Raw genomic sequence first — 13,983 nt, 5'->3', positions numbered from 1 at the left:
TCACGCTCCCACGACCCATTCCGCGTAGAACAACCCGATGCCGAGCGCCACGAAGAGCCCGGCGATGATCCAGAACCTGATGACCACGGTGATCTCGGCCCAGCCGAGCAGCTCGAAGTGGTGGTGCAGCGGCGCCATGCGGAACACGCGCTTGCGGGTGGTCTTGAACGACCCGACCTGGATGATCACCGACAGCGCCTCGAGGACGAAGAGCCCACCGAGGACCACCACCAGCAGCTCGGTGCGGGTGCAGATGGCCAGGCCGGCGAGCGCGCCGCCGAGGGCCAGGGAGCCGGTGTCGCCCATGAAGATCTTGGCCGGCGAGCCGTTCCACCACAGGAACCCGAAGCACGCCCCCATGAGGCAGGCCGCCACGACGGCGAGGTCCCGGGGGTCGCGCACCTCGTAGCACCCCGCGCTGGGCGTGATCGCGCAGCTCTGGTTGGTCTGCCAGGTGCCGATGATGACGTAGGCGGCGAAGACCATGGTGCTCGCGCCGGTGGCCAGCCCGTCGAGCCCGTCGGTGAGGTTCACGCCGTTGCTGGTGCCCGCGATCATGAGGTTGGCCCACAGGACGAAGAGGACGACGCCCACCCAGGGCAGGGTCGAGCTCACGTCGAGGTCGAGACTCGTGTCGCGCACGGAGGAGATGACGGTGGAGGCGGGGGTGAGGCCCCGGGAGTTCTGGAACTGCAGGACGAGCAGGGAGAAGATCAGGCCGACGATCCCCTGCCCGGCGAGCTTCTGCCACGAGCGCAGGCCCAGGCTGCGCTGCTTGGAGATCTTGATGTAGTCGTCGAGGAACCCGACGAGGCCCAGCCCCGCCATCAGGAACATCACCAGCAGGCCGGACGCCGACGGGGGCCACCAGGTGAGCAGGTGGGCCATCGCGTAGGCACCGAGCGAGGCCAGGATGATGACGGCACCACCCATGGTCGGCGTGCCGCGCTTGGTGTGGTGGCTCGTCGGGCCGTCGTCCCGCACGAACTGGCCGTAGTGCTTGCGCACCAGGAAGTTGATGTAGGCGGGGGTGCCCAGCAGGGCGACCAGCAACGAGAAGCCGGCAGCGATCAGGACGGCCTTCACGGCGTGGCCTCCTCGGGGGTCGAAGTCTCAGGCTCCACGTGAGGTGCACGCTCCTTGGGGTGAGTGCCGGCGCGGCGCTCGCGCAGCGCGTCGCCGAGCTCCTCGCGGTCGTCGAAGGGGTGGGTCAGCCCGGCGATCTCCTGGCCCTGCTCGTGTCCCTTGCCCAGCACCACGACGGTGTCGTCGGCGCCGGACGTGGCGGCCACGGCCTCGCGGATCGCGGTGGAGCGACCCGCCACGACCCGCACCCGGTCCTGCAGCGCGTCGGAGATGCCGCCGGCCACCGCCCCGCGGATGGCGGCCGGGTCCTCCGAGCGAGGGTTGTCGTCGGTCACCACGACGAGGTCGGCGACGGCGGCCGCGGCGGCACCCATGTGCGGCCGCTTGCCGGGGTCCCGGTCACCGCCCGCGCCGAGCACGACGACGAGCCGGCCCCGGGTCTGGGGACGCAGCGCCCGCAGGGCCGCCCCCACCGCCTCGGGGGTGTGGGCGAAGTCGACGACCGCCAGGGGCTGGTCGGGCCGGCCGGTCTCGACGCGTTCCATCCGGCCGGGCACGTGGGGGTCCTCGCAGACGGCGCGCGCGGCCTCGGCCAGGTCCTCGCCACCGAGGTGCAGCAGGAGCGCGGCCACGGCGGTGTTGACCTGGTTGAAGTCGCCGGGCAGCGGGCAGACGAGCTCGAGGCTGGTCCCGCCGCCGTCGGTGAGCAGGAAGGCACGGTCGCCGAGGTCTCGCACGTGCCAGTCGGCGTCCGCCCCGGTGGCCGACACCGTGGTCACGGGGACGGTGGCCCGCTCGGCCAGGCGCCTGCCCCACGCGTCGTCGACGACGACCACGCCACGGCGGGAGCGCTCCGGGGTGAACAGCGACGCCTTGGCGGCGAAGTAGTCCTCCATCGTGCCGTGGAAGTCGAGGTGGTCCTGCGAGAGGTTGGTGAAGGCCGCGACGTCGTAGACGACGCCGTCGACCCGGTGCATGACGAGGGCGTGGCTCGAGACCTCCATGGTGCAGCGCTCGACACCGCGCTCGGCCATGACGGCGAGCAGCGCCTGCAGGTCGCTGGCCTCGGGGGTCGTCCGGGTGCTGCGCAGCCGCTCGTCGCCGATGCGGGTCTCGACGGTGCCCACGAGACCGGTGCGGCGGCCCAGGGCGTGCAGTCCGCCGTCGACCAGGTAGGCCGTGGTGGTCTTGCCGTTGGTGCCCGTGATGCCGTAGACGTCGAGCCGCGTCCCGTCCGGTCGCGCGTAGACCTCGGCGGCCGCGCGTCCCAGCGCCGCCCGCGGATCGGGGCTCACCAGCAGCGGGAGGTCACCGGTCGCCGGCCCGAGCTCGTCGCCCACCAGGGTCGCCCCGGCGTCGTCGGTCAGGACCGCCACCGCCCCGGCAGCGAGGGCCTGCGCCACGAACCTGGCGCCGTGGACGTTGGCGCCGGGCAGGGCGGCATACAGGTCTCCGTCGCGGACCGACCGCGAGTCGAGGGTGACGCCGCGGACCGCCGGGTCCGACGCGGGGGCGCCGGAGACGGTCCGCAGGGTGACGCCGTCGAGCCGGCGCGCGAGATCGGTCGCTGCGAGGGCTCGGACGTGGGCAGGGCGGGGGAAGGGGGTTGCCACGAGGAACGAACCTATCGTGCCTGCGTGGTCGTGCGGGTCCTCGCGGGGCTCCTCGGGCTAGTCGACCTGGTCGAGCCGGTCGAGCCGGTCGTGCCTGTCGAAGTCTTGTCCTCGTGCAGCGAGAACCCGTCGAAGGTCGCAGGCAGCCGCGGTGCGGGGCTGCCGCTCGGCGGGACCTGGTACTTCTCCAGGGCGGTCTTCATGACCTCGGTGAATACCGGGCCGCAGGTCTGACCGCCGTAGTGCCCCTTGATCGGCCGCTGCAGGGTGCAGGACACGACGAACCGGGGCTGGTGGGCGGGCGCGAACCCGATGAACGAGGCGGTGTGGCCGAGGTAGCGACCGGCCTGCTCGTCGTAGCGGTCGGCGGTGCCGGTCTTGCCGGCCACCCGGTAGCCCGGGATGGAGGCGTAGGCACCGGCGGTGCCCTCGTCGGAGACGACGGACTCCATCATCTCGCCGAGCGTCTTGGCCACGGGGGCCGAGATGACCTGCTGCTGCGCGGGAGCCTTCGCCGGGGTGTAGGTGCCGTCCGGCTCGGTCTGCCCGTTGATCAGCGTCGGCGGGATGCGCACCCCGCCGTTGGCGATGGTCTGGAAGACGCTGGCGGACTGGACGGCGTTGAGGCTCATGCCCTGCCCGAACATCACGGTGTAGCGCTGCGACCCGGTGGGGTTCTTGGGCACGACGCCGGCCTGCTCGCCGGGGTAGCCGATGCCGCTGAGGTGGCCCAGGCCGAACTTCCCGAAGTACTCCATGACCTTGCTGACCGGCAGCTTCTCACCGGCCAGGATCGTGCCCATGTTGGACGAGGTCGCGAGCACACCGCTCAGCGTGAGCTTCTGGACCCCGTGCTCGGAGGAGTCCTTGAACACCTTGTCCGAGCGCGGGAGCTCCGACGGCACCGTGACCGGGGTATCCGCCTTGGCCACGCCCTCCTGCAGCACCGCGGCCATGGTCATGACCTTGGCGGTCGAGCCCGGCTCGAAGTTCTCCTGGAAGGCCTTGTTGGAGACGGTGCCGCCCCGGGAGAGGCTGCCGAGGTCGGCCGGGTCGAAGGTCGGGTAGTTGGCGACGGCGAGCAGCTTGCCGGTGCGGACGTCCTGCACGACGACGTAGCCGTTGAGCGCCTCGCGCTGCGTGACGGCCCGCGCGAGGGCGTTCTGCGCGACGAACTGCAGGTCCGCGTCGATGGTGGTCTGCACGTTGCGACCGGGGACGGCCGGAGTGTGGGACTCGCTGCCGGTCGGGATCTTGAGCCCGGACGGGGTCGTCTCGTAGCGCTGCTCCCCCGGCTTGCCGGCCAGGACGGAGTTCATCAGCTGCTCGACGCCGCCCACGGGGGCGCCGGCGTTGGTCATGGCGCCGACGAGCGAGGCCGCGCCCGTGCCGGCGGGATAGACGCGCTTGGTCGTGAGCTCGGCGGACAGACCACCGATGCCGAGCTTCTTGATCTGCCGCCAGGCCACCGGCGTCATGTCGGTGGCGACGGGGTACCACCGACGCTCGCCGCTCAGCCGGGCCTGCACGTCCGCGACCGGCAGCCCGAGGAGCGGGGCGACGTCGGCCGCCGCGCCCTGGGCGCCGACCTTGGTGCGGGGACCCTTGGGGGTGAGGCGCTTCTGGTACTCCTTGACCGCCTGCTGGTCGACGATCAGGGTGTAGCGCTCGATCGACTCGGCGAGGACGGTGCCGTTGCTGTCGGTGATCTGCCCGCGCGCCGCGGGGAGGGTGCGCTTGGCGCTGCGCTGCTCGAGGGCCTTGGCCGACATCGCTGCGGCGTCGAACCCCTGGAGCCGCACGAGCTGCGCGGCGAAGACCGTCAGCACGAGGAGGGACACGATGAACATCGAGCGGACCCGACGCCTGGGGTGCATCCGCGCCCGGGACCCGGTGACCCGGGCGCCCTTGCGGGTGGGTCGCGTCGCGGTCACGCGCTCACCTCGATCCTTCGTGCGCCCTGCGGGCGCGTCGGTCCTGCCTGCTTCTGGTCCTGCATATGGCGTATGGCGCTGCCCGCCGACACCATCATCGACCGCCCGGGCCCGATCGGCGGGTTGCGACGCGGCTCAGCGGGTCGCGGCCGAGCCGGCCAGGCCGGCGAGGCCACCCACCAGCCCGTTGCCAAGCCCGAGGCCCGAGACGGCGGACGCGGCGGCCATGGTGGAGTCGTCGGGCCGAGCCTGCGGAGCGACGGCCTGGCTGCCGGACACCACGGTAAATTCGGCGGTCTTGGTCGCGGGCTTCGCCACGCCGGACACCTTGCCGGTGACGGGGTCGAGGAAGGCCGGGGAGTCCGCCGGCCCCATGCCCAGCTCCTGCGCCTTGGTCGCGAGGTGGTTGGGCGAGGAGACCGCGTTGATGTCCTGGCGCAGGGCGGCGGACTGGTCGCGCAGCGTCGCGGACCGGTCCTGCAGGTCGTTGAGGGCGTAGGAGCCCTGGGACAGCGTGATGTTGAGGAGCAGGGCGGCGAGCAGACCGAGCGTCAGCAGCACGGCTCCCAGGACCACGAAGGGGACCTGGGAGGCTCTCCGGCCAGCCATGCGCACGACCTCCAGGTGGGGACGCTGCCCGACGAGACGATCGTAGGTGCGGGTCGGTGCCGTGCGCGGGCTGACGGTCTGCAGCAGGCTCATGAACGGTGTCCCTTCCGGTGGGCTGGCCGGTCGACGCGGGTGGGGCGGGTGGTGGGCGGGGACGTGCGGACGCGCTCGGCGACGCGGAGCCGGGCCGACGCGGCGCGAGGGTTGTCGCGCGTCTCGTCGTCGCCGGGCTCCTCGCCACCGCGGGTGAGCAGACGCAGGTATGGCGCGTGCTCGGGCAGCTCGACCGGCAGGCCGGGGGGCGACGTGCTGCGGGCTCCCGCGGCGAGGACCTGCTTGGTGAGCCGGTCCTCGAGGGAGTGGTAGGAGAGGACGGCCAGGCGGCCGCCGACGGCGAGCGCGTCCACGGCGGCGGGCAGGGCGGCCTCGAGGGAGGCCAGCTCGCCGTTGACCTCGATGCGCAGGGCCTGGAAGGTGCGCTTGCCGGGGTGCCCGCTCTGCCGCTGCGAGGCCGCCGGGATCGTGCGGCGCAGGAGCTCGACGAGCCGGCCCGACGTGGTGAACGGCTCGACCTCGCGCTCGCGGAGCACGGCCGAGGCGATCTGCTTGGCGAACCGCTCCTCGCCGTAGGTCCGCAGGACGCGGGCCAGGTCGCCGTGGGCGTAGGTGTTGAGCACGTCGGCGGCAGTGGTCCCGGTGGACTGGTCCATCCGCATGTCCAGCGGGGCGTCCACGCGGTAGGCGAAGCCGCGGTCCTCCTCGTCGAGCTGCAGGGAGGAGACGCCGAGGTCGAGCAGCACGCCCTGCACTCCGTCGACGTCGAGGTCCTCGAGCACCTCGCCGATCTCGTCGTAGCGGGCGTGCACGAGGTCGACGCGGTCCCCGAAGGCGGCGAGCCGCTCGCCGGCCAGGCGCAGCGCCTCGGTGTCGCGGTCGATGCCGACCAGGCGGGCCTGCGGGCAGGCGGCCAGCACCGCCTCGGCGTGGCCACCCATGCCGAGGGTACCGTCGACGTACACCGGGCGTCGGCCGTCGACGTCCTGGGCCAGGGCCGGGGAGAGCAGGCCGACGATGCGATCGCGCAGGACCGGGACGTGACGTCCCTCGGCGCCGGTGCGCGCGTCGTCCTGCTGCACGTCGGCCCTCCTCTCTCTCGCGGGTGGTGCTGTGTCGGTCGTGCTGGTTGCGTGGTGCCGGGTGGGTGGTGCTGGGTGGGTGGTGGAGGTGGACCCTCGGACGAGGGGCCCTGGCGTCCGGTCCCCAACCGCTCCGCTCGATGTGTCCCGAGACCGGGGAAGGTGCCGCGGGGCACGAGGAGCGGGTGGAGGCCGGGCGCCAGGGATCACAGCAGTCCGGGGACCACCTCCTCCGCCTGGTCGGAGAAGGCCTGCTCGGTGGAGGACAGGTAGCGCTCCCACGCCTCGGTGTCCCAGACCTCGACGCGCTCACCCGCACCGATGACGGTGCAGTCGCGGCTCAGCCCGGCGTACTGCCGCAGGCCGGCCGGGATCGTGATGCGGCCCTGCTTGTCGGGGACCTCGTCGGAGGCGCCGGAGAGGAAGACGCGCAGGTAGTCGCGGACAGCCTTGCTGGTCATCGGGGCGGAGCGCAGCTGCTGGGAGACGCGGATGAACTCGTCCATGGGGAAGACGTAGAGGCAGCGCTCCTGGCCACGGGTCACGACGAGGCCCTCGGCCATGCGCTCGCGGAACTTGGCGGGGAGGAACAGTCGGCCCTTGTCGTCGAGGCGCGGGTTGTGGGTGCCCAGGAACATCGTGGCCCCCTCCCCGTCGGCTCGCCGCGTGCTCTGATGTCCCCCACTTTACTCCACCACCCACCACGGTCAATCGTCGGCCGTGCGTTTCGCCGTTATTTCTTCGTCATACGCGCAGGTCAGAGGCGGTGGTAAGAAGTGGAGGGCGCGTGGGGCGATCGATCCGCCGAGTCCGGACGAAGGGGGTGAATCACCCGCCCGCGGACGCTGCGGAGGTCCGACGGCCCGCCGGGCGGCGCCTGGTGGAGGGAAGTGGGGAACCGCGGCTTCGCCTTGTCAGCAGCCGCGATGTCCATAGAGTTGGGCTGACGTCCCGGTGGACCCGGCACCGGACCGCACCAGACGGGGGCCCCGTGATCCATCGCACCGAGACGCAGCACCTGAGCACGGCGATCGAGGTCGCCGAGGCCGCCGAGGCCGTCTGCCGAGCTGTGTCCACCGTCATCGCCGGCAAGGACGAGCAGGTCCGCACCGCCGTCACCGTGCTGCTGGCGGGCGGCCACCTGCTGCTCGAGGACGTGCCCGGGGTCGGCAAGACCATGCTCGCCAAGGCGCTCGCCGGCGCCGTCGACGCCTCGGTCCGCCGCGTCCAGTTCACCCCCGACCTGCTGCCGAGCGACATCACCGGGATCTCGGTCTTCAACCAGGAGACGCGGAGCTTCGAGTTCCGGCCGGGTGCCGTGTTCACCAACCTCGTCATCGGCGACGAGATCAACCGCGCCTCCCCCAAGACGCAGTCCGCGCTGCTGGAGGCCATGGAGGAGGGGCAGGTCACGACGGACGGCGTGAGCCGCCCCCTGCCCCGGCCCTTCATGGTCCTCGCGACCCAGAACCCCCTCGAGATGGAGGGCACCTATCCCCTGCCGGAGGCCCAGCGCGACCGCTTCATGGCCCGGCTGTCCATGGGCTACCCCACGGCCGACGCCGAGACCGCCATGCTGGCCGCCCACGGCGAGCACCGTCCGCTCCGCGACCTCGCCCCCGTCACGGACGCCGGCACCATCGAGCAGCTCGTCGAGTCGGTCCGCCACCTGCACGCCGGCGAGGCGATCCAGCGCTACGTCGTCGAGCTGGTCCGCGCGACCCGGACGTCCTCCGGCCTGCGGCTCGGTGCCAGCCCACGGGCCGGGCTCCACCTGCTGCGCGCGGCGAGGGCCCGCGCCGCGATGGCCGGCCGGGACCACGTGCTGCCCGACGACGTGCAGCAGCTCGCCGTCCCGGTCCTCGCCCACCGCGTCCTCCCCGCCGGGGGCGCGGGTGGCCTCGGGGGCGCCCACGGCGCCGCGGTGGACGTCATCGAGACCCTGCTCGCCCAGGTGCCCGTCGTCGGGGTCGCCACCCGCCGTCCCGGCTCGCGCTGACCACGCCGCAACGGCCCATGCCACGTCCCGACGGAGTCCTCACGACCCGAGGCCAGTCCTTCCTGGCCTCGGGCGTCGTGCTGCTCGGGGCCGGCGCGGCGCTCGGTCTGGGCGACCTCCTGCGCATCGGGACGGTGCTCGTGCTGCTCGCCGCCGGCGCCTGGGCCCTGTCCCGGCGTCCCGCGAGCTGGCTGCACGTCGAGCGCGAGGTCGCCCCCGGCCGGCTCGCCGTCGACGAGCTCGGCACCGTCACGCTGACGCTGCGCAACGCCGGGCGCCGGCGCTCCCCGCTCGTGCTCGCCCAGGAGCACGTGGCCTATCCCCTCGGCGACCGGCCCCGGTTCGTCGTGCCGTCGCTGCGTCCCGGCGAGCACCAGGTCATGCACTACCCCATCGGCTCGGTCGTGCGCGGCGAGCACGCGCTCGGGCCCATCTCGGTGCGCGTGCGCGACGGGTTCGGGCTGACCAGCCGGCTGACCCGTCTGCCGGGGTCCCGGACGGTGCTCGTCGTCCCCCAGGTGCTCCCCCTGGACGCGTCCGCGCTGCCGGGCTCGGGCCCCGGCCAGGACGACGACGTCGCCGACACCGTCGCCCTGCACGGTGAGGACGACGTCACCATCCGTCCCTACCGCCAGGGGGACGAGCTGCGCCGCATCCACTGGCCGGCCAGCGCCCACACCGGGTCGCTCATGGTCCGTCAGGAGGAGCAGCCCTCCCGGCGCCGGGCCGCCGTGCTCCTGGACCGCCGGGTCACCGCCCACGCCGGCGAGGGTCCGCACAGCTCCTTCGAGTGGGCCGTCACGACGGTCGCCTCCGTCGTCGGTCACCTGCAGGACCACGGCTACGACGTCGACCTCGTCACCGAGCCGGACACCGGCCACGAGCGCCCGGTCACCCTCGACGAGGCGCTCACCACCCTCGCGCGGACGGTGCTGGCCGAGCACGACGGGCTGGCCAGCACCGCCGGCGTCCTGTCCCGGGGAGCCGCGGGTCTGGTGGTCGCCGTCGTCGGCCCGGGCAGCCGCACCGACCTCGAGGCGCTCGCGGCGACCCACCGCACCGGGACGGCGTCGCTGGCCATCGTCGTGGACAGCCCGACCTTCGGCCGCCCCGTCGAGGGTCGTCCGGACGTCTCGGCGCCGGGCGCCGAGCCCAGCCACCTCGCCCACCCGTCCGGCCCGGCCCGCACCGGCCACCTGTCCGCCGCCGCCAGCGTCGAGCTCCTGCGGCGCTACGGCTGGCGCGCGGTGGTGGCCGGCCACGGCACCGTGCCCGCCCTGGCCTGGCGACAGATCGCCTCGTCCACCGGCAGGAGCGTCCGATGACCCGGGCCCACCTGCGCGAGACCGCCCTCTGCGCCCTCGCCGTCGTCGTGGCCGCCTGGCCCATCGGCACGCTGCTGCGCGACTCCAGCTGGACGGGCCCCACCCTCCTGGTCGTCGCCCTCGTCGCCCTCCTCGGGGCGGGCCTGCGATCGCTGCGGGTGCCCGCCTGGGGCGTGGTCCTGGCCCAGCTGGTCGGGGTCTGCCTCGCGGTGTGCCTGCTGCACGACCTCGGCAGCGGACCTGCAGGACTCCCCTGGACCGACGTCGGGGACCGCCTCGTCGACCGTCTCGAGGAGGCCGGGCGCACCATCCGCAGCTATGCCGCGCCGGCCCCTCCCACGCGAGGCCTGGTCACGCTGATCTCGCTGCTCACCGGCCTGGTCGCCATCCTGGTCGACCACCTGGTCGTGGCGCGACGGGCCGCCACCGTCGCCGGGTTCCCGCTCCTCGTCGTCTACCTCGTCGCCGTGGTCAACACCGGGGTGGCCCTGCCGGCGATGTACTTCCTCGCCCTCGCGCTGCTATGGCTGCTCCTGCTCGTCGAGCAGCACGGGTCCCAGCTGCGCCGCTGGGCCACGCTCGCCGCAGCCCCCTCCCGCGGGTCCGGCGCCGACGACCCCGCGACCGTCGTCAGCAGGTTCTCACGGCGGTCCCGGCTCGTCGCGGTGGCCGTCGTCCTGGCGGCCGCCGGCATACAGGCCCTGCTCCCGGACATCCAGACGAGGTTCCTCACCGAGGGGCTCGGCCGGCAGGAGCAGGCGGGCCGGGGCAGCCTGAGCTTCACCTCCGACGTCGACATCACGCGCAGCCTGGGGTCGCGCGACCCCCGGCCCGTGCTCACCCTCCGCACGAGCGACGGCAGCGAGCCGCCCCCGCTCGCGGTCACCATCGCCAAGCAGTATGTCGACGGGCACTGGCGCATGATCCCGACCCCGCCCCCCTCCGGGCAGGGTCAGCCCGCCCCCGGCCGGGCGCTCGGACTGCCCGACGGGATCGCCCCGGGCCTGCCGCACCGCGCAGTCACGGCGCGGGTGAGCGACAACACCGTGATGCGTCCGCCGCAGCTCGCGGCGCCCGTCCCGGCGCTGGCCGTGGGCACGGACGTCCCCTGGCGGCGGGACGCGACGACAGGCCTGGTGTCCGTCGGCCGCGCCGCGGAGGACTACACCGTCTCCTACGCCGTCCCCACCCTGACCCCCGAGCAGCTGTCCCGAGCCGCCGGAGGCTCCGCGGCACAGCAGCCGTACGCGACCTCCGCCTTCAACGACGGGGACTACCTGGACGTCGACCCCGCCTCGCGCGAGCTCGTCGACAGCACCACCCGGGAGGTCCTGTCCTCCCCCGACGTCCAGCGCTACGGCGCCGCGGACAGCGCCTACGCCAAGGCCATGGCGATCCAGCAGTACCTCCGCTCGCCGACCTTCGTCTACAGCCTCACCCTCGCGCCGCTCACGGAGGAGGAGCGGCAGCGGGGCGTCGAGCCCGACGCGGTGAGCCACTTCCTCCGCACGCGTCGGGGCTACTGCACCCAGTTCTCCTCGGCCATGGTGATGATGGCCCGCTCCCAGGGGATCCCGGCGCGCGTCGTCTTCGGCTTCCTGCCAGGATCGCTGCAGCCCGACGGGACCCGCATCGTGCGGGCGGCCGATGCCCACGCCTGGCCCGAGCTGTTCATCGACGGGGCCGGGTGGACCCGCTTCGAGCCGACGCCGGGTGGACGGTCCGGGCTGCCCCCGGCCTGGGCGACGCCTCCGACCGCCCCCACCGCGACGGCGTCCACGTCCGCCCCCACCACGACGTCCAGCGCCCGCCCGCGCCCCGCCGAGACCGACACCTCGACCGCGGCGCCGACCCAGCCCGGGCTGCTGGACCGGCTGCGCGGCTGGTTCACCCCCGCGCGCATCATCACCCTGGGGCTGCTCCTGCTCGCTGCCGTCGCCCTGGCCGTCACCCCCCTGCGCGCGGCGCGGGTGCGTCGGCGTCGGCTCGCGAGAGCCGGGTCCCCCGCGGCGGCGGTGGAGTCGCACTGGACCACCCTGGCCGAGCAGCTGCGCGACCTGGGTGTGGGCCCACCCACGGGTATGACGCCGCGAACCCTCACCTCGCACTACGACCGGTATGCCCTGCTCCCCGACGACGGCAAGCGGGCCCTCGCCCGGGTGCTCGCCGCCGTCGAGCGGGCGCGCTACGCCCCGCCCGGCGCGTCGGCGTCCCCCCGTCAGGTGCAGGCCGACGCGCAGGTGGTGCGCCGGAGCTTTGCCCGCACCCGGTCCTGGCCGCAACGGCTGCGGGCCGCGCTGCTGCCCTCGGCGGGACGCGGCTCGACGTCCTGACGCCGGGCTGACGTCGGCGATCCCGACGCCCCTCACCCGCCGTCGCACGAGCGCGGACGAGGCCGGCATCCCGTGGGGATGCCGGCCTCGTCCGTCAGGTCATCAGGTCGTCGGGTCGCTCAGTCGAGGTAGTCCCGCAGCACCTGGCTGCGGCTGGGGTGCCGCAGCTTGGACATCGTCTTGGACTCGATCTGCCGGATCCGCTCCCGCGTGACGCCGTAGACCTTGCCGATCTCGTCGAGCGTCTTGGGCTGTCCGTCGGTCAGGCCGAACCGCATCGACACCACACCGGCCTCGCGCTCGGACAGGGTGTCCAGCACCGAGTGGAGCTGCTCCTGCAGGAGGGTGAAGCTCACGGCGTCGGCCGGCACCACGGCCTCGGAGTCCTCGATGAGGTCGCCGAACTCGCTGTCGCCGTCCTCGCCGAGCGGGGTGTGCAGCGAGATGGGCTCGCGACCGTACTTCTGGACCTCGACGACCTTCTCCGGGGTCATGTCGAGCTCCTTGGCGAGCTCCTCCGGGGTGGGCTCACGACCGAGGTCCTGCAGCATCTGCCGCTGGACGCGGGCGAGCTTGTTGATGACCTCGACCATGTGCACCGGGATGCGGATGGTGCGGGCCTGGTCGGCCATGGCGCGCGTGATCGCCTGCCGGATCCACCACGTCGCGTAGGTCGAGAACTTGTAGCCCTTGGTGTAGTCGAACTTCTCGACGGCGCGGATCAGGCCGAGGTTGCCCTCCTGGATGAGGTCCAGGAAGAGCATGCCGCGACCGGTGTAGCGCTTGGCGAGCGACACCACGAGGCGCAGGTTGGCCTCGAGCAGGTGGTTCTTGGCCCGCTTGCCGTCCTGGCCGACCCACCACAGCTCACGCTTGAGCTTCATGTCGATCTTGTCGCCGGAGTTGAGGCGCTCCTCGGCGAACAGGCCGGCCTCGATGCGCTTGGCGAGCTCGACCTCCTGCTCGGCGTTGAGCAGCGCCACCTTGCCGATCTGCTTGAGGTAGTCCTTGACCGGGTCGGCGGTGGCTCCCGCCGTCACGACCTGCTGCGGCGGGGCGTCGTCCTCGTCGTCCTCGCGGTAGACGAAACCGCCGTCGGTCTCCTCCTCGTCGTCCTTCTTCGTGCCCTTGGCCCGGGCCGCCCCGGCTGCGCCCTGCGGGGACTTGGGGTCGACGGCGCTCTCGTCGTCGGCGTCATCCGCCGCGACGACGTCCGCGCTCGCCACCTCCTCCACGGCGACGTCCTCCACGACGACGTCCTCGACGTCGTCCAGGGAGGCCGGGCCCTCGTCCGCGACGCCGGTCGGCTCCTCGACGTCGGCCGCGCCGGCCATCGTGGCAGCGGCGGTCTTGGCCGTGCCCGCCGCGGTGGCCTTGGCAGCGCTCTTGGCGGTCGTCCTCTTGGCGGCCTTGGCGGTGCCAGTGGTCTTGGTCGCGGTCTTGGTCGCGGTCTTGGTCGCGGTCTTGGTGGCCGGTGCGTCGGCGGACGCGTCGGCGGAGGGCGTCGGGGCGGCAGACTTCTTGGCCGGTGCCTTCTTGGCGGCGGCCTTGCGGGTGGAGCTGGCCCGACCCCCCGCGGTCGCGGCGACGGCCCGGGCGTGGTCGGGGTCCAGGGTGACCGTGATGCCGGCGGCGTCGATGGCCCGCAGGACGGCCTTCATCCGGCGGGGCTCCAGGGCGACCTCGCTCAGGGCGGCACCCAGCTGCTGGGAGTCGATCGAGCCGTGGGTGGCGCCGAGCTGGAGCAGGGCCTGCAGGGAGGGGTGTGCGAACTCCGGGGGCAGGGAGGCGGCATTGGGTAGGGTGGTCACAACAACCTTTCGTCGCATGACGTGGGCGCGTGGAACCATCGGTCGTCGGAGGACGAGTGCGTGGGAGCCACGGGACGGCGGTTGCGCTCTGGGCTGGTGCAGCCTGTCGTGGCAGGATCTGCGGGGGGCTGACCATG

Annotated in this window: 10 protein-coding genes; 3 read left to right on the top strand and 7 right to left on the bottom strand. The window is 73.3% G+C overall.

The features are described 5' to 3' along the window. The 6 genes from mraY to mraZ form a co-directional block, all read right to left on the bottom strand. Complete coding sequence (gene mraY, locus B4K29_RS14190; RefSeq protein WP_019287186.1) at positions 1-1,086, bottom strand: phospho-N-acetylmuramoyl-pentapeptide-transferase; 1,086 nt, start codon at positions 1,084-1,086, stop codon at positions 1-3. After that, positions 1,083-2,699 (bottom strand): UDP-N-acetylmuramoyl-L-alanyl-D-glutamate--2,6-diaminopimelate ligase, encoded by a 1,617-nt coding sequence (locus B4K29_RS14185; protein ID WP_029211446.1) that lies wholly within the window; start codon positions 2,697-2,699, stop codon positions 1,083-1,085. Before B4K29_RS14185 ends, mraY begins: the two co-directional genes overlap by 4 nt. 11 nt (positions 2,700-2,710) lie before the next feature. Continuing rightward, positions 2,711-4,633 (bottom strand): peptidoglycan D,D-transpeptidase FtsI family protein, encoded by a 1,923-nt coding sequence (locus tag B4K29_RS14180; protein WP_286967821.1) that lies wholly within the window; start codon positions 4,631-4,633, stop codon positions 2,711-2,713. A gap of 135 nt (positions 4,634-4,768) precedes the next feature. Beyond that, positions 4,769-5,335 (bottom strand): hypothetical protein, encoded by a 567-nt coding sequence (locus B4K29_RS14175; protein WP_239266410.1) that lies wholly within the window; start codon positions 5,333-5,335, stop codon positions 4,769-4,771. Next, entirely contained in the window at positions 5,332-6,378 is a 1,047-nt protein-coding gene (rsmH, locus tag B4K29_RS14170) for a 16S rRNA (cytosine(1402)-N(4))-methyltransferase RsmH (protein ID WP_029211449.1), read from the bottom strand. The genes B4K29_RS14175 and rsmH overlap by 4 nt, the downstream gene beginning before the upstream one ends. 206 nt (positions 6,379-6,584) lie before the next feature. Then, a complete protein-coding gene (gene mraZ, locus B4K29_RS14165; RefSeq protein ID WP_019287181.1) occupies positions 6,585-7,016 on the bottom strand; it encodes a division/cell wall cluster transcriptional repressor MraZ in 432 nt (143 codons plus the stop codon). A 356-nt stretch (positions 7,017-7,372) separates the two neighbouring features. On the opposite strand from mraZ, the gene B4K29_RS14160 reads away from it, so the two are divergent. From B4K29_RS14160 to B4K29_RS14150, 3 genes are read left to right on the top strand one after another with little or no spacing between them, the layout of a single operon-like run. After that, a complete protein-coding gene (locus tag B4K29_RS14160) occupies positions 7,373-8,377 on the top strand; it encodes an AAA family ATPase (protein WP_034252685.1) in 1,005 nt (334 codons plus the stop codon). A gap of 17 nt (positions 8,378-8,394) precedes the next feature. Beyond that, positions 8,395-9,702: a DUF58 domain-containing protein gene (locus B4K29_RS14155; protein ID WP_286967819.1), complete on the top strand. Its 1,308-nt coding sequence runs from the start codon at positions 8,395-8,397 to the stop codon at positions 9,700-9,702. Further along, complete coding sequence (locus tag B4K29_RS14150; RefSeq protein ID WP_286967816.1) at positions 9,699-12,035, top strand: transglutaminaseTgpA domain-containing protein; 2,337 nt, start codon at positions 9,699-9,701, stop codon at positions 12,033-12,035. Before B4K29_RS14155 ends, B4K29_RS14150 begins: the two co-directional genes overlap by 4 nt. Positions 12,036-12,154: 119 nt before the next feature. On the opposite strand, the gene B4K29_RS14145 is transcribed toward B4K29_RS14150, so the two are convergent. Further along, positions 12,155-13,864: an RNA polymerase sigma factor gene (locus B4K29_RS14145; RefSeq protein WP_286958567.1), complete on the bottom strand. Its 1,710-nt coding sequence runs from the start codon at positions 13,862-13,864 to the stop codon at positions 12,155-12,157. Positions 13,865-13,983 lie beyond the last annotated feature (119 nt).

It is taken from the genome of Arsenicicoccus sp. UBA6765, assembly GCF_002453335.1.
Taxonomy (GTDB): domain Bacteria; phylum Actinomycetota; class Actinomycetes; order Actinomycetales; family Dermatophilaceae; genus Arsenicicoccus; species Arsenicicoccus bolidensis.
Note: the sequence above shows the minus strand (reverse complement) of the source record. Positions and strands in the feature narration are given on the sequence as shown.